The sequence below is a fragment of the Phytohabitans kaempferiae genome, from assembly GCF_042433955.1.
Classification (GTDB): domain Bacteria; phylum Actinomycetota; class Actinomycetes; order Mycobacteriales; family Micromonosporaceae; genus Phytohabitans; species Phytohabitans kaempferiae.
The window spans coordinates 1-19,349 of record NZ_JBHLUH010000023.1 but is presented as its reverse complement, the minus strand read 5'-3'; the positions used below and the strand labels follow the sequence as shown (position 1 = coordinate 19,349).

Annotated in this window: 21 protein-coding genes and 1 pseudogene; 9 read left to right on the top strand and 13 right to left on the bottom strand. The window is 66.8% G+C overall.

Annotated elements, in window-relative coordinates:
• Position 1 precedes the first annotated feature (1 nt).
• The gene (locus tag ACFFIA_RS15210; RefSeq protein WP_377251561.1) at positions 2 to 850 is read right to left on the bottom strand and encodes a helix-turn-helix domain-containing protein; all 849 of its coding nucleotides are present in this window, start codon (positions 848 to 850) and stop codon (positions 2 to 4) included.
• A 484-nt stretch (positions 851 to 1,334) separates the two neighbouring features.
• Here ACFFIA_RS15210 and ACFFIA_RS15205 point away from each other — a divergent pair, with 484 nt between their 5' ends.
• The 3 genes from ACFFIA_RS15205 to ACFFIA_RS15195 are packed head-to-tail and all read left to right on the top strand — an operon-like array spanning position 1,335 to position 2,917.
• A complete protein-coding gene (locus tag ACFFIA_RS15205) occupies positions 1,335 to 1,535 on the top strand; it encodes a hypothetical protein (RefSeq protein ID WP_377251333.1) in 201 nt (66 codons plus the stop codon).
• Between the two features lie 2 nt (positions 1,536 to 1,537).
• On the top strand, positions 1,538 to 2,071 hold the full coding sequence (locus ACFFIA_RS15200; protein WP_377251331.1) for a DUF6879 family protein: 534 nt from the start codon (positions 1,538 to 1,540) through the stop codon (positions 2,069 to 2,071).
• A gap of 12 nt (positions 2,072 to 2,083) precedes the next feature.
• Positions 2,084 to 2,917, top strand: coding sequence for a helix-turn-helix domain-containing protein (locus ACFFIA_RS15195; RefSeq protein ID WP_377251329.1), 834 nt, complete (start codon positions 2,084 to 2,086; stop codon positions 2,915 to 2,917).
• A gap of 460 nt (positions 2,918 to 3,377) precedes the next feature.
• Here the strand turns inward: ACFFIA_RS15195 and ACFFIA_RS15190 are convergent, their stop codons facing one another.
• The 5 genes and pseudogenes from ACFFIA_RS15190 to ACFFIA_RS15170 form a co-directional block, all read right to left on the bottom strand.
• On the bottom strand, positions 3,378 to 3,473 hold the full coding sequence (locus ACFFIA_RS15190) for a hypothetical protein (protein ID WP_377251559.1): 96 nt from the start codon (positions 3,471 to 3,473) through the stop codon (positions 3,378 to 3,380).
• Positions 3,474 to 3,571: 98 nt separating this feature from the next.
• A pseudogene (locus ACFFIA_RS15185) lies at positions 3,572 to 4,174 on the bottom strand (transposase); the annotation flags it as partial.
• A gap of 115 nt (positions 4,175 to 4,289) precedes the next feature.
• Positions 4,290 to 5,687, bottom strand: coding sequence for a group II intron reverse transcriptase/maturase (ltrA, locus tag ACFFIA_RS15180; RefSeq protein WP_377251327.1), 1,398 nt, complete (start codon positions 5,685 to 5,687; stop codon positions 4,290 to 4,292).
• 630 nt (positions 5,688 to 6,317) lie between these two features.
• On the bottom strand, positions 6,318 to 6,758 hold the full coding sequence (locus tag ACFFIA_RS15175) for a hypothetical protein (protein ID WP_377251325.1): 441 nt from the start codon (positions 6,756 to 6,758) through the stop codon (positions 6,318 to 6,320).
• Complete coding sequence (locus tag ACFFIA_RS15170) at positions 6,755 to 7,072, bottom strand: hypothetical protein (RefSeq protein WP_377251323.1); 318 nt, start codon at positions 7,070 to 7,072, stop codon at positions 6,755 to 6,757. The genes ACFFIA_RS15175 and ACFFIA_RS15170 overlap by 4 nt, the downstream gene beginning before the upstream one ends.
• A 568-nt stretch (positions 7,073 to 7,640) precedes the next feature.
• On the opposite strand from ACFFIA_RS15170, the gene ACFFIA_RS15165 reads away from it, so the two are divergent.
• Both ACFFIA_RS15165 and ACFFIA_RS15160 read left to right on the top strand, forming a co-directional pair.
• Positions 7,641 to 8,060 (top strand): RbsD/FucU domain-containing protein, encoded by a 420-nt coding sequence (locus tag ACFFIA_RS15165; protein ID WP_377251321.1) that lies wholly within the window; start codon positions 7,641 to 7,643, stop codon positions 8,058 to 8,060.
• A 32-nt stretch (positions 8,061 to 8,092) separates the two neighbouring features.
• Positions 8,093 to 8,827, top strand: a complete 735-nt coding sequence (locus ACFFIA_RS15160) for an SDR family oxidoreductase (RefSeq protein WP_377251319.1) — start codon at positions 8,093 to 8,095, stop codon at positions 8,825 to 8,827.
• A 125-nt stretch (positions 8,828 to 8,952) separates the two neighbouring features.
• Here the strand turns inward: ACFFIA_RS15160 and ACFFIA_RS15155 are convergent, their stop codons facing one another.
• The 7 genes from ACFFIA_RS15155 to ACFFIA_RS15125 form a co-directional block, all read right to left on the bottom strand.
• Positions 8,953 to 9,966, bottom strand: a complete 1,014-nt coding sequence (locus tag ACFFIA_RS15155; protein WP_377251317.1) for a LacI family DNA-binding transcriptional regulator — start codon at positions 9,964 to 9,966, stop codon at positions 8,953 to 8,955.
• Positions 9,967 to 10,004: 38 nt separating this feature from the next.
• Entirely contained in the window at positions 10,005 to 10,676 is a 672-nt protein-coding gene (locus ACFFIA_RS15150; protein WP_377251315.1) for a nucleoside/nucleotide kinase family protein, read from the bottom strand.
• Between the two features lie 86 nt (positions 10,677 to 10,762).
• On the bottom strand, positions 10,763 to 11,737 hold the full coding sequence (locus ACFFIA_RS15145) for a sugar ABC transporter substrate-binding protein (protein WP_377251313.1): 975 nt from the start codon (positions 11,735 to 11,737) through the stop codon (positions 10,763 to 10,765).
• Between the two features lie 57 nt (positions 11,738 to 11,794).
• Positions 11,795 to 12,769, bottom strand: a complete 975-nt coding sequence (locus ACFFIA_RS15140; protein WP_377251557.1) for an ABC transporter permease — start codon at positions 12,767 to 12,769, stop codon at positions 11,795 to 11,797.
• Between the two features lie 26 nt (positions 12,770 to 12,795).
• Positions 12,796 to 13,626: an ATP-binding cassette domain-containing protein gene (locus ACFFIA_RS15135; RefSeq protein ID WP_377251311.1), complete on the bottom strand. Its 831-nt coding sequence runs from the start codon at positions 13,624 to 13,626 to the stop codon at positions 12,796 to 12,798.
• A gap of 138 nt (positions 13,627 to 13,764) precedes the next feature.
• Positions 13,765 to 14,796 (bottom strand): Gfo/Idh/MocA family protein, encoded by a 1,032-nt coding sequence (locus tag ACFFIA_RS15130; protein ID WP_377251309.1) that lies wholly within the window; start codon positions 14,794 to 14,796, stop codon positions 13,765 to 13,767.
• 84 nt (positions 14,797 to 14,880) lie between these two features.
• Complete coding sequence (locus tag ACFFIA_RS15125; RefSeq protein ID WP_377251307.1) at positions 14,881 to 15,948, bottom strand: LacI family DNA-binding transcriptional regulator; 1,068 nt, start codon at positions 15,946 to 15,948, stop codon at positions 14,881 to 14,883.
• An 89-nt stretch (positions 15,949 to 16,037) separates the two neighbouring features.
• Here ACFFIA_RS15125 and ACFFIA_RS15120 point away from each other — a divergent pair, with 89 nt between their 5' ends.
• The 4 genes from ACFFIA_RS15120 to ACFFIA_RS15105 form a co-directional block, all read left to right on the top strand.
• Positions 16,038 to 17,642 carry a GMC oxidoreductase gene (locus ACFFIA_RS15120; RefSeq protein ID WP_377251305.1) on the top strand — a complete coding sequence of 535 codons (1,605 nt, stop codon included), beginning with the start codon at positions 16,038 to 16,040 and terminating at the stop codon, positions 17,640 to 17,642.
• Positions 17,643 to 17,866: 224 nt separating this feature from the next.
• Positions 17,867 to 18,001, top strand: coding sequence for a hypothetical protein (locus ACFFIA_RS15115; protein ID WP_377251303.1), 135 nt, complete (start codon positions 17,867 to 17,869; stop codon positions 17,999 to 18,001).
• Positions 18,002 to 18,041: 40 nt separating this feature from the next.
• A complete protein-coding gene (locus ACFFIA_RS15110) occupies positions 18,042 to 18,218 on the top strand; it encodes a hypothetical protein (RefSeq protein WP_377251301.1) in 177 nt (58 codons plus the stop codon).
• A gap of 789 nt (positions 18,219 to 19,007) precedes the next feature.
• Positions 19,008 to 19,349, top strand: a 342-nt coding sequence (locus tag ACFFIA_RS15105; protein ID WP_377251299.1) for an LLM class flavin-dependent oxidoreductase, incomplete at its 3' end; no start/stop codon positions are given.

The window sequence follows — 19,349 nt, the reverse complement described above, 5'->3', positions numbered from 1 at the left end:
TTCACCTCATCGAATGCGTGGACAGCTCTTGCATCAGGTCCATGATCAGCCGCGTCGAGTCCGCCGCCGATAGCGCCGCCTCCCACAGCCGGTCGAACGCGTCCGCGTACCACCTGCCGGCGACACCGTCGTGGATGGCGACGCCGCCTGCGTGCGGGCTACAGGCGACCGTCGGTACATCGGCCCGGGGCAGGTCGAACACGGTGAACGAGCCGTCCATCCCCGGTGCGTAGCTGGCTGCGGTGGGCAGCACGCGCACCTGTACCGCTCCGCCCTCGCGACCGGTTGCGAGGCGGTCCAACTGGGCCCGCCGCGCCTCCTCTGCCGCACCGACCGGACGGTGCAGCGCCGCCTCCGCGACCACTGCCTGCACGCCCACCGGCGGCCGACGATCGAACACCTCACGCTGACGGCGGCTGTACGCCCGCGCCCGCCACGCCAACTCCTGCTCGGACACCTGCGACCCGTACTCCCGCTGGACCACAGCCTCCGCATATCCCGACGTCTGCAACAGGTCCGGCACTATCACGGCGCTGTAACAGCGGATCCGCTCCGCCACGGACTCCAGCCACAGACTGTCCAACAACGACACCTCAAGCGCAGGGGCGTCGAAGTCGCCCTCCCACAGAGGCAGCCGAAACGCATCCCGCGCCAACCCGACCAGAAACTCACGCTCGCCTTGCTCATACACGCCATACAGGTCAAGCAGCTCGACAACCTCACCCTGATGAGATCTCCGCAAGCCGTGTTCGACCTCCCTCACGTGGTTGTAGTCCCCGCCGAGGTACTTGGACACATACCGCAGCGTCAACCCCCGGTCCTCACGCAGCGCCCGTAGCCGCCCGCCCAGCAGACAGGGCCCGCAACGACGGCTCGGACTGGTCTTTCTTGTTCCGCACCGTCAGCTCCCCCAATTCAGTAGCCGTCGAGGTAGGGCACGGCAGTAGCGAAGTGTCGATGACTGCCAGCAAGTGGTGCGGTGCGCGGCATGACGTCTGGAGCTGAACCTCGTCCAGACGCGGAGCTTCGCAAGGAATGTGCCTGCAACCTCGCCAATGCTTCATGCTCCGATTCCCATGGGTCGTCTCCTGATTGGTGGCCCGCGCCGCACCCTGGTGCGGGCCACCCACCTGCAGCCGCAGCCCCTGATGGCAGTACGGCAGCAGGGACGACCCCGAGTATGTTCAGCATCTGGAGATCAGATCAAGCATATGCAGGTTTATGCTCTGCCAACTCAGTCCAGGCACCGGACTGTCCTAGCATTGCGATCGCGATGCCCGGTCGCGCATACTGCGTGTCAGTCGGGCAACACCGCAACGCCGAGGAGGCGCGCAATGCACCTGACCTTCATCCGCAAGGATTCCAACGGCGGCCAGAGCCCTACGCTGTATCGGACCGACCGCGGCACGTTCGTCGTCCAGGGCTACAAGATCGATGACCCCCAAGCCCTCCACACCCTGAACCTGCCCAGTCACGAAACGGCTGTGGAAGTACCAGAGGCGCTGCTCAAGGAGATCGCACGGGAACTCGGCTGACCATGAAAAGGCTCGCCGGCGAGGACTTCAACCGGCTCTTCAGCACCTACGTCCACACGGCATTCCGGTTGGAGACGCGGGATCATTATGCCGTGTCCGACGAAGCGGAGGCCTTCCGGAGGTTCCTCGCTGGCGAGCCCTACGACCTCGACTGGCACCAGACCTGGTTGGCCGGCATCCGCAGCATCACCGCCTCCGGCCGGAGGATGCAGCGGGTCCGCCTGGTCAGTAAGCCGCCTACGGACTACCAGCGGTTCGAACTCGCCGTCACACCAGCCAACTTGGAGGCCGGCGAAGACATCCGCATCCTGCCACGATCAAGAGTTGCTGGACTCGGCCTACCCGACTACGACTTCTGGCTCTTCGACGACACCCTGCTGGGCATCATGCACTTCGACGCCGACGGCCTGTTCCAGGGCATCGAGATGATCGAGGACTCAACGACCGTGGCGGCCCACAACGCGGCACGCGACCGAGCAATCCGCCACGCGATCTCCTACGCCGACTACAGCGCCAGCAACCAGTTCGGCCTCTGAACGAGACCAGCCTTGTCCGACTTTCAACGTAACCGCGAGTTGCTTGGAGTCAGGCTGCGCGAGCTACGCCGCAACGCGCGCATTACCGGCGTCGCCCTAGCCCGCCAACTCGGCTGGGTGCAGTCGAAAGTCTCGCGACTTGAGTGTGGCAAGCAGACAGCCACCCGCGAAGACATTGAGGCATGGGTCGAGGCCACCGAAGCTCACCCGGACCTCGTCCAAGACCTCACGTCACTCCTGACCAACATCGAATCGGACTACGCGGTCTGGCGGCGCGAGTTCCGCTCCGGCGTACGCCGAAAGCAACTCAACTTCCTCCGCCTCGAAGCCCGCGTCACGATGATCCGTGGTCTGGAGACCACAGTGGTCCCCGGCCTACTTCAGACCGCTGACTACGCCCGCCATCGCATCGCCGAACAACCCGACCTGCACAACATCCCCGAAGACGTATCCGCAGCCCTGACCGCTCGGATGCAACGGCAACAAGCCCTCTACGACACCAGCAAGGCGTTCCACTTCATCCTCATGGAGAACGTCCTGCACAACCGGCTGTGCCCACCGGACGTTATGCGTGGACAACTTGACCGCCTCACCATGGCATCCGGGCTGCCCAATTTGAAGCTCGGCATCCTGCCCTTCACAGCACGCCTTCCCGTCGCGCCACTCAACGGCTTCTGGATCTTCGACGATGCCCTTGTGACCTTCGAGACCATCGCGGCAGAGATCCATGTACGCGATCCAGACGAAGTCGCGCTGTACACCAGCGTCTTCGACCGCTTCGACCAAGCAGCCCACTACGGAGACAACGCCCGCGCGGTCATCGCCGCAGCGTTCAAGACGCTGTAGTCGCACGACTGCCGTCGCGGCAAGGTTACGCGAATCGTCTGTGCACGCCGAGCCGCTCCCAACGCACGCGGGGATGGTCCCTCGACCTCGTCGCCGAGCCTGTCGGCGTGCTCCCCGCGCACCCGGCGGATGGTCCCTCAAACTTCAGGTCCGCGTCGGCGTGCGCGTTGTGCTCCCCGTGAAGCCGGGACCTTGAGGCAAGTCGCGCAGCACGGCGCCACCGCTTGACAGCGCCGTGGCGGTTGAGGACCGCCGTGGACCATCCCCGCGTGCTCGGGGAGCACGGCCCGGCGAACGGCGGGGCCACACATCGGCGGATCATCCCCGCCTGCGCGGGGAGCATCGCTCCACCCGCATGCCGGTACAGCGGCTCCTTCATGCCGGTCACGGCTCACCCCCGCTCATCCGGCCCGCGGATCGTGGGCCACAACCGCTGGCCCACGACCGTCTGGTCATCAGGTCAGCTACTGGCGCACGTAGCAGCGCAGTTGTCGCTGGTGTCGCAGCACCGGACGGCGTAGCCGTCAGCCACGTCGGACCTCACCTGAACGTCCAGCTCGAAATCGGCCGACGTGTCCGGCTCGGCGTGGTCGGCCCGATCGAGGACGGCGCTGCTGATGCGGAATCTGTCAAGATCATTGAGACAAGATCTTTTTAGTTATTCTGTGTAACCACTTCCAACGTCGGCCGGTTGATCCAGACCGCTTTCGGCAGTGCTGGTGGTCGGGGCGGGCGCCGGAACCGGTCGGGGTGGCGGGCGTGGGCGGCGTTGAGGACTTCCGCGCGTAGTGCCCGGACCTCGCCCGCGGTGCCGTGGTGGACCGACGCCGGGGTGTGCAGGCCGATGCCGCTGTGGCGGTGCTCGTGGTTGTAGTAGGCGAAGAACTCCTCGCAGAACGCGCGGGCGTCGGCGATTGAGCCGAACCGGTCGGGAAATGCGGGGCAGTACTTCAAGGTCTTGAACGCTGATTCGCTGTAGGGGTTGTCGTTGCTGACTTTCGGGCGGCTGTGACTGCGGACCACGCCGAGGTCGGCCAGCAGCAACGCGACGGGTTTGGACGTCATGGAGGTGCCCCGGTCGGCGTGCACGACCCGTGGCGGCGCACCAGCGGCGGCGATCGTGTCGGTGATGAACTCCTTGGCCAGGTCACCGGTCTCGGTCGGCGCGACCAGCCAGCCAGGGACGTAGCGGGAGTAGATGTCGATGATGACGTACAGGTCGTAGTAGACGCCCTTCGTCGGGCCGTGGAGCTTCGTGGTGGGTCGGACCGGGGCGCGGTTCCGGCATCTCTGCCGGCCCGTTTCCCCGGCCCGCCCTCCGCACCGGACGAGCCCGTTTCCGTGCATCCGGCGCTCCACGGGTTCCCGTTGGCTACGCGGTTTCGACAGTTCGAACGCTGGTCCATGGTGTGGGGATGCGGTATCCGCGCCAGCGGTAGCGGGTGATCTCTACCTTCTGGCACATGAACAGCACCTCCTTGCCCTCGGCCGGGCGGTGTCCTGGTCTTGCGGTCAGGAATCGCCGGTAGAGGTCCTTCCAGGTGATCCGTGCGTGTCGTTTGAGCAGCCACCGGGTGACCCGGTTCCAGACGAACTGGTCCAGGTAGTGGAAGGTGGCCCCGGACACGCCGTGCCGGAAATAGTTGCACCATCCCCGCAGCGCCGGGTTGAGCTGGCGCAGCAGGTCGAACAGCGTCTTGTGCCGCGATCTGTTCGTCAACGCCCGCACCTTGCCCGTGATCGAGGCAAGGGCCTTCTTCGACGGGTAGGTGTAGACGTACTTCTTCTGCGTTCCTCTCTTGCGGCGTCGCTGGATGTGAAACCCCAAGAAGACGAACCCCTCGTCCAGGTGGCAGACGCGGGTCTTGGCCGGTGACAGGCGCAACCCCAGCGGGGCCAGCACCTGCGCGACCTCGTCCCACAGTGCCTGCGCATGCGTCTCGGAGCCGTTCACCATGATCACAAAGTCGTCTGCGTAGCGGACGATCTTGTAGGTGGCTCCGCCGCGCCGGCGGTGTGCCGCCCGCCGCCAGTCCGCGCCGTGGGCGTCCCACTTGGCGCAGAAGTGCTCGTCCAACACCGAAAGCGCGATGTTGGCCAGCAACGGGCTTGCGATACCGCCCTGGGGCGTGCCGGTTACGGAGTCTCTGACCTGGCCCGTCTCGGCCATAATGCCGGCCTTGAGGAAGGCTTTGACCAGGGCCAGGACGCGCTTGTCCCCGACGCGCATACCCACCCGCTCAAGGATCGCGGAGTGTGACAGCTCGTCGAAGCACGCCGTGATGTCCGCCTCGAACACCCAGTGATAACCCCTGGAGCCGAAGTGGTGGATCTCGGCGATCGCGTCCTGACATCGCCGTCGAGGACGGAAGCCGTAACTGACCGGCTTGAACGTCGCCTCGAAGATCGGCTCCAGTACCAGCACGAGGGAAGCCTGCACGAGTCTGTCCATCGTGGATGGTATGCCGAGCCTTCTCAGCTTGCCCCCACTGCCCGGCTTGGGAATCATGCGTTCCCGCACCGGCAGTGGGGTGAACGTGCGGGACTTGAGCTGCTCCCGCGCGTCGGCCAGGAAGGCGACCACGATGTCTGGGCTCGCGGCGACCAGCGCCGGGGCCACCCCGTCGACGCCCGCCGTGCGTGCTCCCTTGTTCCCGTTCACCCGTTCCCACGCCACCGTGAGAAAGTCCGGGTGACAAACGAGGTTGAACAGATCTTGGAACCGGCGACCAGGATCTGCGGTCGCCCATTGGTGCAGTTTGGTCTGCATCCGCCGTACCCGTGGCCACGCCTCATCCGGGTGTGGCCACGGTTCACCGGTATTCACCAGCGCCTCCAACCCTTGCAGTGCCTCACATGCGTGAACCCGCTGGGCCGCTTCGCCATGTGGACGGCTTTCCCCTCCTCGGACTACTACCAGCCCTCCGCCCCACCCCGAGGCCATCGGCGGACGACGCACCAACCCGCCGTGACCTGCCCGGCCGGCAGGCCCCGGACGGGAACCCCAGGGTGGTTCCCACGTTCACCACGAACCGATCGACAGGTGAGGTGGCCAGCTATGCCCCTGCGGCATCGCCACGGCTACGCCGCAGACCTTCACCGTGACCTCCCGACCGGCGACATCAACCAGCCCAGGAGTTCCCCACCCCCATCAGGGGCGGGTACGCACCGCAATCCAGCCCGCATCCACCGGGTTCGAGCTGGCGGTAGCTCTTGAGGGGCTTTACACCGCTGGTTCCTCGCGTCCACCTTCCCGCCTCGCTTGCCGGACCCGCACCGTCCGGTAGTACCGGTGCGTCCCGTCGTTGTCGGGGCTGCTTCCCACCCTCCCCGGCATCTCCCGGATCAGGCTGCCCCCTGCTTCACCGCCCTGCTGCGACAGGACAGCGGTGGCGGTCTCTCACCCCCACCCGGTTCGCGGCGCCTCGTGGCGCTCGATATCCCATGACCACACTTGCCCCGGCCCGTCGGCGACGAGTTCCGGCCGGGTGCGTGGCGGATGGGTGGCCTGCCGGCGACGTTCGCGCACTCCGCCGTGCTCGCGCAGGATCCGGTACATCGTCGACTCCGAACACAGATAGGTGCCCTCGTCCAGCAGTGTCGCCCACACCTGCGCCGGTGACTTGTCCACAAAGGACTCATGGTTCAACGTTGCCAGGACACTCGCCCGCTCAGCCGGCGTGAGCGCGTTACGCGGCACCGGCCGCGGCGCCCGCGGCCCAGCGGGAGCCGGTTGTGGCCGCTGCCGGCGGTAGTGCGTGGCGCGGGACTTGCCGAGCACGGCACACGCCCGTGTGGCTGAGGTCAGCTCGGCCAGGTCGACGAAGGCGACATCGATCACCTGCTCGACGGCGGATCGGTGTCCGCGCTCTCGGAGATCAGCCCCAAGAGCGCGTGTGCTTTTCCCACAACATCAAGCGCAGCCTTCGTCCTGGCCAGCTCCGCACGCAGCCGCTCGTTCTCCGCCCGCAACCGCTCAGCGTCCCGATCGGCCTGGCTACGGGCCGGCCGCCTCGGCTTGTCCGCCACCCCAGCGAGCGCGCCGGCGTCACGGGCGCGCCGCCACTGGATGATGTGCGAGGAGTACAGCCCTTCCCGCCGCAGCAGCGCACCCTTCGCGCCCGGCTCGGTCGCCGCATCGTACTCGGCGATCATCGCCAGCTTGTACTCGGCGGTGAACGACCGCCGCTTCGGCTGCTCTGCCCGAGGACCCATCGGTCCATCATCGGTCACCCCGGCCCTACGATCGGCTCGAGTCATCGTCAACGTCAATCTTCCTGTACTCGCCCTGCTCAGACCATCTTCAGACCACCTGTCTCATCCCAGCCTGGCAGGGGTCGCGGTCGGGTCGAACACGGTCGCCAAGCTGCTCAAGACCGCTGGGTACGACACACCACGAACCAAGATCAACTTAAGGTGCGTGGCATTGGGTCTCGACCACCGCGGACGTCGCGGTAGCTCAAGGTCCCTTGAAAAGGCGCCGATCACGGCGACCCCTCGAAACGGATCCTCCGTGGCTCCGGTCGGAGTCTCTCGTGCACCTCCTCGCCGCCGGACTGGGCGAGCGTCCGCGTGAGTGCCCTGCCGAGTATGACGAGCTTTCGCGCGCATACGATTGCGCAATCGAGTGCGCGGGCGGCATAATACGAACGAGCCGCTGAGGCAACTCCGAGGTCGTGACCATTACGGTATGCGCGGAGCGCGTGTAGGAGGTAGACCCTGCGTGATCAACGGAACTATCATTCACCCGGATATCCTGGCGGCGCTGGCACGCAGCGGGCACACCGGAAAAGTGCTCATTGTGGACGGGCACTTCCCTTCGTCCACTTTTCTGGCCCCCAGTGTCCCTAAGGTTTTTTTGAACCTGCGACCGGGAAGCCTCACCGTAACCGAGGTGCTCGCCGCGGTTCTCGACACCGTCACCGTGGAGAGCGCTGTGGCGGCGACGTTCGAGGACGATGAAAAGCCCGATATCTGGGCCGACTACGAAAAAACTCTGCCGCCCGGTGTCCCGCTGGTGCCAGTCAAGGGTTCGCAGATCACAAGTGCGTTCAGTGACCGGGATACAGCTCTCGCGATTATGACCGGTGACACGCGCGCCGCGGCCTGCATCGTGTTGTCGCTCGGCCTGAGGGCGGCGTAAACGGTGCCCGAGACTAGGAAAGAGGTTGGGTGATGACCGAGCTTGACGGACGAGTCGCGATCGTTACCGGAGCGAGTCGGGGTATTGGCAGGGAGACCGCGATTCTCCTCGCGGCGCAGGGTGCGCATGTCGTCCTGACCGCCCGCAAGCAGGCGGAGTTGGACGACGTCGTGGCGAAGATCCAGGCCGCTGGCGGCGCGGCGAGCGCGGTGCCCGGCGACGCGAGCTCTCCCACGGACGTCACCCGTGTGGTGGAGCACGCGCGCGCTGTTCCTGGGCGGCTCGACATCCTCGTCAACAACGCGGGTGTAGGCATCCTGGGCCCGTTGGCGGCCATGTCGGTCGAAGACTTCGACACGCAGATGGCGATCAACGTGCGGAGCGTCTTTCTCTACACACGTGCCCTGATCCCGATTCTGGAAAAGCTGGGTGGCGGCAACATCGTCAATGTGGCATCGATATCCGGACTGGCCGGATTCGCCGGCGCGTCCGCATACTCCGCAACCAAATGGGCGACCGTCGGGCTGTCCCGCGGCCTGGACAAGGAATTGAGTCCCAAAGGGATCAAGGTGACCGCCGTGTGTCCGGCGGGAGTGGACACCACCTGGGCCTTCAACACCGGGATCGATCCGGCGGAGGTGGCGAATGTGGAGCGGTTGAAGCCACAGACGGTTGCGGAGTCGATCGCCTTCGCAATCAACCAGCCGGCCAATGCCCGTCTCACCGAACTCGTCGTGTATCCTATGAGCGAAAACGGCCACCAATAAGGGGTCGATCCTCGCGCGAATGAGCCCGTCCCCGATCCTGTGGTACAGCACGGCCAGCACGCCGGGCAGCCGCTCGGCGAGCGCCGGCCCGGCCGGCACCAAAGGCCGGGGGCGGGCTCGCGAGTTCAGCGCCGGTGACGGCGGTGCAACGCCGCGGGGCCGCAGGAGTCCCGGTGTTCGAAGGTTGGCGGGAGCCTGACGACGCGCGATTCGAGGTCGCGGTCCTTCAGACGTTCGAACAGCATCTGTACGGCGCGGCGGCCGATCTCGTCGGCGGGCTGGGCCATGGCCGTGAGGCGAGGCGCGAAGAGGTCTGCCCACTCGAAGTCGTCGAAGCAGACCAGTGCCACGTCATCGGGCACCCGCCGTCCGTGCCCGCGTAGCTGCTGCATCACGCTGATGGTCATCTCGTTGTTGCCCGCCACGATCGCCGTCGGCGGATCCTCGAGATCGAACAGCTGGGCGATTCTCGCCGGGGTCGGATTCTCCGGCGTGCCACCGGACGTGATCAGCTCGTCGTCCGCCTCGATCCCGTTGCGCCGCAGTCCTTCCCGGAAACCCTCGAGTCTCTCGCGGGTGGTGGACAGGGCGGAGTTGGGACCGACGAACGCGATCCGGCTGTGCCCGATCTCGGCCAGGTGGTCGACCAACTGCGCGGTCGGCTCGGCGTTTTCGACCCCGATCGCGTCCATCCCCCGCCGCAGCGGGTCCGGCGGCACCCGGTCGATCAAGATCGTGGGTACGTTGTGCGCGGCCAGCTTGTCCAGGGCCGCGACCGAGCCGTTGGTCGGCGCGACGATCATCCCGTCGACCCGGAGCGCGAGGATCTCCTGGACGGCGCGTGCCTCGCGCTCAGGGTCGTCGTGGGTGTCCGCCAGGACCAGGGAGAAGCCGGAACGGCTGATCTCCTTCTCGATGGCGTGCACGAAGGCCGCGAAGTAGGTGTTGGACAGTGCCGACATGGCCAGGCCGATGGACTGCGTCGTGCCGGTGCGCAGTGAGCGAGCTATCCCGTCGGCCAGGTAACCGGTGGACTCGATCGCGTCGAGCACGGCCTTGCGGGTGCTCGGGCTGATGTACCTGGTGTTGTTGATGACGTGGGACACCGTGGAGCTGGAGACCCCGGCTACACGGGCCACATCGGACATCGTGACCGCCGAACGTCCCCGACTGGCCACTAGTCCCTATCCAGCAGTGCGAGATCTTCCACGTTGATCACCAGGTCGGCGAACGCCCGCCCAGCGTCGATCAGGCGAGCGTTGACCTCGTCGCTTCCGTGGGACCAGAGCAAAGCCTGGTCCCGACTCTTGCCGAATGCTACATGCCGCTCCACTAGCCGGGACAGCCTCAGCTCGGAAGCGACGTCGATGAACCAGACCTCGTCGAGCTGTGCGCGGGCCGAGCGCCAGACCGGGGGTTCGGCGAGCAGATAGTTTCCCTCGACGACGATGTATCGGATGTGGCCAGGAACGCTGATCGCCGCCGCGATCGGATCCTCGATTTCCCGGGCGTAGCGGGGTGCGTGGACGACGGCTTCGTCCGCGCTACGCAGCCGCCTGAGCAGGTGGAGGAAGCCGTCGGCGTCGTACGTGTCGATGGCCCCGCGCCGCGCCTGAAGCTCGGTGCCCGCGATCACCTCGGCGGCGAGGTGGAACCCGTCCATCGACACGACCGCCGCGGATCCCGCTTCCAGCCTGTCCACCAGCGCCTGCGCGAGTGTCGACTTCCCCGCGCCGGGTGCTCCGGCAAGACCGACCATCACCCGCCGGCCCCCCTCGCCGAGCGCGCGCAGGCGCGATATCAGGGGGTCCAGTGAGGACAGTCGCTCGACATCGGCCGGGCGGTCCATGTGGTGCTCCTCTTGGTCGGTATCGGGTTCCTACGTCCGGAAGGTGCCGGCACGATGGGGCCGCGTCAGCACCTTCCGCGCCTGGGTCAGCCGGTGAATTCGGACAGGTTCTCCTTGGTGACGAGTTTGAAGGGCAGGTCGACGGTCTTCGGGACGGACTCGCCATCGAGAATCTTCTTGGCGATCTCCATCGCGGTCTTGCCCTGCCCGACCGCGTCCTGGAACACGGTCGCCGTCATCAGTCCGTCTCCGACGGACTTCAGGCCGTCAGCGGACCCGTCGACGCCCATCACGATCTTGAAGTCGTTCTGCCGGTTCGCCTCGGCGATCGCCGAGGCCGCCCCGATCGCCATCTCGTCGCTCTGGGCGATCACGGCCTGCACCTGCCCGCTGGGGTACTTGCGCAGCAGATCTTCCATGATCGTCTTAGCCTCGGCGCGCGAGCCGTGCGCCTCGAGCTCCGTGACGACCTTGATGTTGGCGTTGCCCTTGATGACGGACTCGAAGCCCGCCTTGCGACGCTCGGTGCCGGCACCGCCGTACTGGCCGACGAGGTAGATGACGTTTCCGCCCTGGGGCAGCTGGTCCACCAGGTACTGGCCCTGGATCTCGCCGGCCTTCGTGTCGTCGGAGCCCACGTAGCTGACGTACTCACCCGCGAAGTCCTCGAAGGACGTGTTGACCAGCAGGAGCGGGATCTTCGCCTCGTTCACGCGCCGCGCGGCCGCCTGGCTGATCTTCTGGTCCACGGGGATCATGACGACGAGATCCACCTGCTTGGTGATCAGGTCCTCGACCTGCTGCATCTCGGTCGAGGTCTGCTGGCGCGGATCGAGGGAGATGAGTTCGAGGCCCTGGGCCTCGGCCTCCGCCTTCGCCGCCTCGTTGAGCTTCACCAGGAACGGGTACTGGAGACTCAGCAGAGTCGCCCCAACGGTCTTCTTGTCCGAGCCGTCGGCCGAGCCGCCGTCGGAACAACCGGTCATGGCCAGCGTGAGCGCGACGGCGGCCGCCACGGCTGTCACGGCGCCGTGTCGGCGCGACAAGAATGAGTTCTTCACATCATTTCTCCCTCGAATCGCTACGAATTTCTTGAGTACGAGATCGGAGTTGTCGTTTTACAGCGGCTTCCATCGGTTGAGCAGTACGGCGACGACAAGGATCAGTCCCTGGATGGCCTGTTGGTAGTAGGACGAGACGTTCAGCAGATTGAGCCCGTTCATCACCACGCCGACCAGAAGCACACCCAGCACCGTGCCGCGTATGGTTCCGATCCCGCCGAAGAGACTGGTGCCGCCGATCACGACCGCCGCGATCGCCTGAAGTTCGTATCCGGTGCCGGCCAGGGGATCGGCACCGTTCACCCGCGCGGTGAGGACCACACCTCCGATGGCGGCCAGGACGCCCGCGATGATGTACACGCGGGCCAGAACGGCGCGGACCGAGATGCCGACCTTCTGCGCCGACTCCTGGTTTCCGCCCACGGCGTAGACGTGCCGGCCGAAGCGGGTCCGGGACAGGATGAAATCCGCTATCAGCGCGCAGGCCAGAAACAGGATCACCGGCACCGGAATGGACGCGATCTCCCCGGTCCCGAGTGCCTGGAAGCGTTCGCTCAGCCCGGCTACCGGTTGACCGTCGGTAAAGATCAGAGATCCACTCCGGACGGCGGCCATCACCGCCAGTGTCGCGAGGAACGGAAGGATCCCGCCGAAGATGATCAGCGAGGCGTTGATCGCCCCGACCAGTGCACCGATCGCGAGCCCGAGCAGGATCGGAAGCAGGAATGCCGCGCCGTCACCCGGGGCCATGGTGGCCGCGACGACGCCCGACAGGCCGACGATCGAGCCGACCGACAGGTCGATGCCGGCGGTGATCATGACGAAGGTCAGGCCCAGGGCGAGGAACCCGACCATCGACGACTGCCGGACCACGTTGACCAGGTTCGTGACCGTGAGAAAGTTCTCCGCGCTGATCGACAGATAGACGACCACGAGCAGGAAGACGATCGGCAGGCCGTACGCGCCGACGAAGTTCTTGACAGCCGTCGCGCGCGACTTTTCCGGCAGTGGGGCTGGCCTGAGGATCCGCATGAGCGGTGCTGAGGTGGGGGCGGCCATCACCGGTCTCCGGCCGGCTGGATGGTGCTTCCGAACAGGCGGCGCTTCGACCCGTCGGGCTGCGCGCCGTCCTGCTCCGGCAGGGCACCGTGTGAGATGAGATGGGCGACCTGCGTCTCGGTGACGTCGCCGGCGGCGAACCGGCCGACCACGGATCCCTGCCTCATGACGGCGATGCGGTCGGCCACCGCGAACGCCTCGTCCAGACGGTGCGTGATGATGATGACCGCGATCCCGAGCTTCTTGAGCCGGGCCGTCACCTCGATCAGCTTGTCCACCTTGGCGACCGACAGGTTGGCGGTGGGTTCATCCATGATCACCAGTCGGGCGTCGAAGGCGAGGGCCCGGCCGATGGCGACCGCTTGTCGTTGTCCGCCGGAGAGCCGGTGCACCTTCAGCCGCGGATTGATTTCGATGTCGAGCATTTCCAGCACTCGCTTGGTTTCGCGCTCGGTAGCCTTCGTGTCGACCACTTGGAGAAAGGGCCCCAGGATCCGGCGGCGTGGCTCCCTGCCGAGGAATATGTTCGCCCGGACGTCGAGGTTGTCGCTGAGAGCGAAGTCCTGGTAGATCATCTCGATTCCGGCGTTGCGCGACGACGCCGGCGTCGGGAATGTCCTCTCCACGCCGTCCAGCTCGATCGTGCCGGCATCGGGTTGGTAGACGCCGGTCAGCACCTTCATGAGGGTGGACTTGCCCGCGGCGTTGTCGCCCAACAAGCCGAACGTCTCGCCAGGCATCACGTCGAGGTCCACGCCGCGCAGTGAATGCACCGCGCCGAACCGTTTGTGAATGCCTGTCAGCTTCACCAGGGGAATCGTTGGATCCATGAAACGAGTCCTCGTCGTCGGGAACCGGCCGACCGGGGCCGGATTGTGATCAGGTTGAGTCAGCGAGAGAATTCGATACGCGATCGTTTGCCCTGCCGTTGCGTACCGCTGACGGCAACGAAGGGACTCGACTTCGAGCTATCTGTCGGTGACGTGTCGTACGGGTGAGGACCGCCGGGGCGGCAGGGAGGCGGCGCGATAGACGGCGTCCACCAGTCCCATCGTGGCCACGGCGTCTGAACTGTCGGTCGGTAGCGGGGTTCCGTACCGGATGGCACGCAACACCGCCTGCAGTTGGTAGGTGTAGGAGGAGCGGCGTCCCAGTCGCTCGACCCGTTCGCCGCCCGGCCAGGTGACGGTCAGGCGGTCGTCGATGTGGGGAAGGATGAAGTTCTCCGCCCGCGCCGTGGCACGGGTGCCGGTCACGGTGAGGCTCAGCTCGGTCCGGTCACCAGCCATCCAGCAAACCGCGTGTCCCTCGGCCCCGCCGGGCAGCTCGAAAAGGGCCTCGACCCTTTCGTCCACCCCAGGGAGGTCCGGGAACTCGCGTCCGCCGGCACCACGCAAGGTCGCCGTGCCGTCGAGCGCCGCGCTCACGAGCGAGACCGCGTGGAGTGCGTAACAGCCGCCGTCCATCAGCGCTCCGCCAGCGAGGTCCACGGACAGGCGAAGGTCTCCCGCGGGTGGCCTAGGGATGACGACGATGGCCGTCACGTCCAGCACGTCGCCGAGCTCACCCCTCGTCACCAGCTCCAGCAGACGCAGCGTGACCGGGTGATATCGATAGTGGAACCCGTCCGCGACCACGACGCCGGCGCACTCACCGGCGTCCCGCACAGCCGCCGCCTCGGCCGCGTTCGCACTGAAGGGCTTTTCGGACAGCACATGCTTGCCCGCTGAGATCGCGGCCAGGTTCCAGGGGGTGTGCAGCGAGTTCGGCAGCGGGTTGTAGACCAGGTCGACCGACTCGTCGGCGACGACCTCGGCGTACCCCGGCAGCACTCGCTCGACCCCGTGGTCGGCGGCGAAGCGACGAGCCCGCCCGGTGTCGCGGGCGGCGATCGCCGTCAATCTCGATCCGGTGGCCCGCGCCGGCGTGACGACGGCGTCGGGGGCGACGCGGGCGGCGCCGAGGATCCCGATCCGTACCGGCTCCAAGACCGTCGCCATCTGTCACCGCCTCCGTCGCTGAGTGATTGCAGCCACGTTAGCGGCTGGTTACGACCGACGCAATCGAATGCGCAATCGAATTTCTCAGCGCCCAGGCGCGCTCAACGACCGTCGAACCTGGAGCACGGTTGACAGAGTGTGATGGCGGATCAGCGAAGCGTCGTCAGCCCGCTGGAGCCTGCGAACCAGGAACTCGCCCGCCACGCGACCCTTGGCCGAGAGCGGTTGGTGAACCGTGGTCAGCCCCGCGGCGGACGCCTGGGGAATGTCGTCGAAGCCGACGACGCTCAGGTCACCCGGCACGTCCAGCCCGAGCTCGCGGGCTCGGGCCAGCGCGCCCAGCGCGAGGACGTCGGAGAGACAGAACACGGCAGTCAGGTCCGGGTGCCGGGCCAGGATCGCGGAGAGCGCCTCGGCGCCTGCCCGCTCCGACGACTCGAACCTCTCCTCGACCGGCACCTGGGCCGCCTCGACCCCGAACGCCGCCACAGCCGCACGAAATCCCTCGATCCGTTGCCGGCGGAGGTAGTACGTCGAACCGGCCAGATCCATCACCGGCCCGTTGCGCCGGCGACCGCTCAGGCGGGCGGTGATGACGCCGATGCGTCGATGGCCCGCCTCCCCCATCAACTGGCCGACCCCTTGAGCCGCGGCCCTGTCGTCCGGACCCACCCAGTCCCAGTCGGGCCCCGCCGCCGGCTGGTCCACGACGGTGACCGGCAAGCCGCGGTCGCAAGCGGCCCGCAGGTGGGGATCGTCGTCCGCCACGGAGTAGACAATGAGTCCGTCCATCGACGCGGTCCGGATCGACGATGTCCGCTGCGGCTGGTCGGGCGCGCCCGCGGGCAGCAGCACGAGGTTGTGGCCACTCCACGCGCACGCTTCCGCCACCCCGGCCAGGAAGCCGACCGCGGCCTGGTCGCTGAAGGCGAACGGCAGTTCGTCGGTGAGCAGCAGCCCGATCGTGTCGGTCCTGCCCCTTCGGAGGTGCCGGGCGGCCGGATCCGGTCCGTGGTAGCCGACCCGCGCCGCCTCGCGCAGGACCCGCTGGCGGGTCTGTTCGGCGACCAGCTCCGGCCGGTTGTAGACGTTCGAGACGGTTGCCGCGGAGAGGCCCAGCGCTGTCGCGATGCTCTGCAGAGACGCCCGCACGGCCGCGCCCCGCGAGGCGCCTCGTCCGCGTGGCGGTGGGGGGACCATCCCTGGCACGGTAGTCGCCGGAATTTAACCCTTCAAGGCTGTTGCGCGGCCAGTTGAGCGTGAAGTTCAATCGATTAAATGAGAAGGGGCAGCAGATGAGCGGCACGTCGACCGATCCTGGCAGGGCCGGCGACAGCACGACCGAAGGGCTGAGCGCCGACTACGTCGTCATCGGTAGCGGCATGGGTGGAGCGGTGACGGCGCGAGCCCTCGCCGAGCGCGGAGCCGACGTGCTGATCGTCGAACGCGGCTGGCGGATGCCACGCGAGCCGCAGAACTGGTCACCCACCGAGGTGTTCCTGAACCGTCGCTACAAGCCCGACGAGACGTGGCTGGATCATCGCGGCCGTTCCTTCCGGCCCGGCGTCCACTACGTGGTCGGCGGTAACACCAAGGTCTACGGCGCCAGCCTGCCCCGTTTCCGGGAGAGTGACTTCGAGGCCGTCGAGCACCACGACGGCACGTCACCGGGCTGGCCCTTCTCCTACCGGGACATCGAGCCCTTCTACGGAGCGGCCGAGACGATGTTTCGGGTCCACGGTCGGGTGGGCGAGGATCCCACCGAGCCATGGCGCAGCACACCGTTCCCGCACCCGGCGCTGGAGCACGAGCCGTACGTCGCCGACCTCGCCGGACGTCTCCGCGAGGCCGGGGCGCACCCCAGCGCCAACGCCATGGGACTGGACGTCGCCGCGGGAGGGTCCTGCCTGCGCTGCTACACCTGCGACGGTTTCCCCTGCATCGTCGACGCCAAGAGTGACGCCGAGACCTGCGCCATCGCACCCGCGCTCGCGACAGGCAACGTGCGGCTGGCCACCGGGGTGCGAGTGACCAGGCTCGTGGCCGGCCCGAAGGGGACGTCGATCCAGCATGCCGAGGCGACCACCGCCGACGGTCCGGTGCGGATCACGGCGCGGAAGTTCATCCTGAGCGCCGGAGCGGCCAACTCCGCGGCGCTGCTGCTCGGCTCGGCTGACGAGTCACACCCGCACGGTCTGGCCAACTCGTCAGGCCAGGTCGGCCGAAACTTCATGATGCACAACAACGCGCACTTCGCGGCCGTCGACCTGAGCCGCAGGAACGATGTCGTGTTCCAGAAGACGCTCTCGGTTCACGACTGGTACCACGACGGCGGCGACGGCTACCCCCTCGGAGTCATGCAGCTGGTCGGAAAGGTGCAGGGAGCCATGATGAAGTCCTACGCGTGGGCCGTCCCGACGTTCGTCCTCGACCAGGTGGCAGCCCGCAGCGTCGAGTGGCTGATCATGGCCGAAGACCTGCCACACCCCGAGAACCGCGTCACCGTCGCCCCGGATGGCCGCATCGTGGTCTCGCGAAAGGCCCGAGGCACCACCACCCACCGCAAGCTGATGCGCAGGTCGCGCAAGCTCCTGCGCGCGGCGGGCTACGACCTGATCGCCACCCAGCCCTTCGACATCAGCATGAACGCCCACATGTGCGGCACCACCGTCGCGGGAAACGACCCCGCCACCTCAGTGCTGGACGGGTACTGCCGCAGCCACGACGTCGAGAATCTCTGGGTGATCGACGCCGGGTTCTTCCCTTCGAGCGCGGCGATGAACCCGGCACTCACGATCGCGGCCCAGGCCCTGCGCGTGGTGGCGGAGTCGGAGCTGGCCACGTGACCGCGGCACCGGCTGCCCGGTGGCCGACGTTCGTCCACGTCATCCACCTGGTCCCGGTCGCAGCTGCGCCGGCCCTGCCGGGCAGGGCTGCTGATGTACCAGCTAGGCGTGCACGACGAGGCGTTCGTAGTTGTCGAACCTCGGGTTGCACGTGGTGAGCGTGAGCATCGCGGCCGTCGGCCTGGACCGGCTCCGGTCGGGCACTGGCGCGACGACCCACGGCGGTGAACGCCGCGCCGGCCGCCGCCGACCAGGGCATCGGTACGTCGTTCGGCAGCCCGGACGGGACGGTCTGGGGGCGCGTGACGTTCTACGACACCGGGTACACAGTCAAGGTCGAGGGCTCTGTCTACGGTTGAGCACTAACCCGGGCTACCTGGCGCAGGCGATCTACACGACGTGAACACCCGGATCGTCTGCCGGAGCACCGTGACGCGCAGCAACCGGGTCGACGGTACGGTGCGCAGCTTCTCCGACAACATGGCCTGCCTGACCGGCAACATCGAGGTAGTCGCGTTCCTCTACTACAACAACGGCTACCGCTACACGCAGTACGTCGACAACCCTTGGGTCTGAAGGATGCGTTCGATAAAACTGCGATCACGCGGCTGGGCCGCCTTGCTGGGTGCCGCCGCCGTCACCGCCGGGATATTCGTCGCGCCGCAGCCGGCGAGTGCGTACGGAATCACCGAGTGCTCCTTTCATCCCCGTGGATCCGCAGCTCGGTCGACAGCCGCCGCCCTGTCCGGCCGGCTACACGCCGCGCGGATCGCGGCAGATCCGGATACCGATGAGTGTGTCGGTAGTGCACGCCGGCTCGGCTACGCTGCCCAGTTGTGGAAGCCCAGTTCGATGTTCATGCCGAGCTTGCCCGTGGTGGCGGCAACGTCGCCGGCGGACGGCATTGAATCCGCCTGTTCGCTGCGGAGTGCCCGCGCCCGATCGCGGCCGGCGACGGTTGGGACTACGCCGATTTACGTTAGGCGCAGACGCGGCTGGGTTTCTCGTTGCCGACGTCGATGCGTACGGCGTAGGGGCTCATCGGCAGGCGTTGTGATTTCACCAATGGCTTGGGTCGCCTTCCTGCTCCACATCGAAGTGCCAGTATGTTGTGGAGCGGGCGTACCTGTCGGCGATGCTATTACCGCGACGGTGCGTGACGCCCGAGGAGGCCGAGAACGGGTCGGCATCGCGGCTTGGAGTCAGCCGAGTACCTGCTCGGTCGCGCTGTGACTCCATCTCTCACGCAGTGGAGTGCCGGCCAAACCAACGGTTTCATGTCGTGTGCTGTCGGATCCGAGGCGACCCGTTCGTAGCACGGTGGAGAACTCGGCAGAGGGTCGGGTCAAAGGAAGGTTGATCATCATGACTAATACGTCGGCACGACAGGCCAAGTCGTTGCGGTTCGGAGTCGTTGCTCCGATCACAAGCGACGTGCCGACGTGGCTTGACCAGCTGCGTGGGTTGGCCGACAGCGGCTACTCGACGATCTTGATGCCCGACGTGCCGCAGTGGCAGCCGGCACCGGGCCCTGCACTGGCCGTTGCGGCGACGATCACCGATCTGCGAGTGGGTACCTGGGTGTATGCGTCCCCGGTGCGCCCGGCTTGGAGCACTGCGTGGGAAGCTCATTCGCTAACCGTGCTCACGGGCGGCCGTTTCGAGATGGGCATCGGCACTGGCCGGCCGGGGATTGCGGAACAGCTT

What these genes read in the sequence shown, in the direction of transcription:
- ACFFIA_RS15205 (WP_377251333.1), top strand. Translation starts at nt 1,335, where the DNA reads ATGCACCTGACCTTCATCCGCAAGGATTCCAACGGCGGCCAGAGCCCT.
- ACFFIA_RS15200 (WP_377251331.1), top strand. Translation starts at nt 1,538, where the DNA reads ATGAAAAGGCTCGCCGGCGAGGACTTCAACCGGCTCTTCAGCACCTAC.
- ltrA (WP_377251327.1), bottom strand. Translation starts at nt 5,687, where the DNA reads ATGCAGACCAAACTGCACCAATGGGCGACCGCAGATCCTGGTCGCCGG.
- ACFFIA_RS15170 (WP_377251323.1), bottom strand. Translation starts at nt 7,072, where the DNA reads ATGATCGCCGAGTACGATGCGGCGACCGAGCCGGGCGCGAAGGGTGCG.
- ACFFIA_RS15160 (WP_377251319.1), top strand. Translation starts at nt 8,093, where the DNA reads ATGACCGAGCTTGACGGACGAGTCGCGATCGTTACCGGAGCGAGTCGG.
- ACFFIA_RS15150 (WP_377251315.1), bottom strand. Translation starts at nt 10,676, where the DNA reads ATGGACCGCCCGGCCGATGTCGAGCGACTGTCCTCACTGGACCCCCTG.
- ACFFIA_RS15140 (WP_377251557.1), bottom strand. Translation starts at nt 12,769, where the DNA reads ATGCGGATCCTCAGGCCAGCCCCACTGCCGGAAAAGTCGCGCGCGACG.
- ACFFIA_RS15135 (WP_377251311.1), bottom strand. Translation starts at nt 13,626, where the DNA reads ATGGATCCAACGATTCCCCTGGTGAAGCTGACAGGCATTCACAAACGG.
- ACFFIA_RS15130 (WP_377251309.1), bottom strand. Translation starts at nt 14,796, where the DNA reads ATGGCGACGGTCTTGGAGCCGGTACGGATCGGGATCCTCGGCGCCGCC.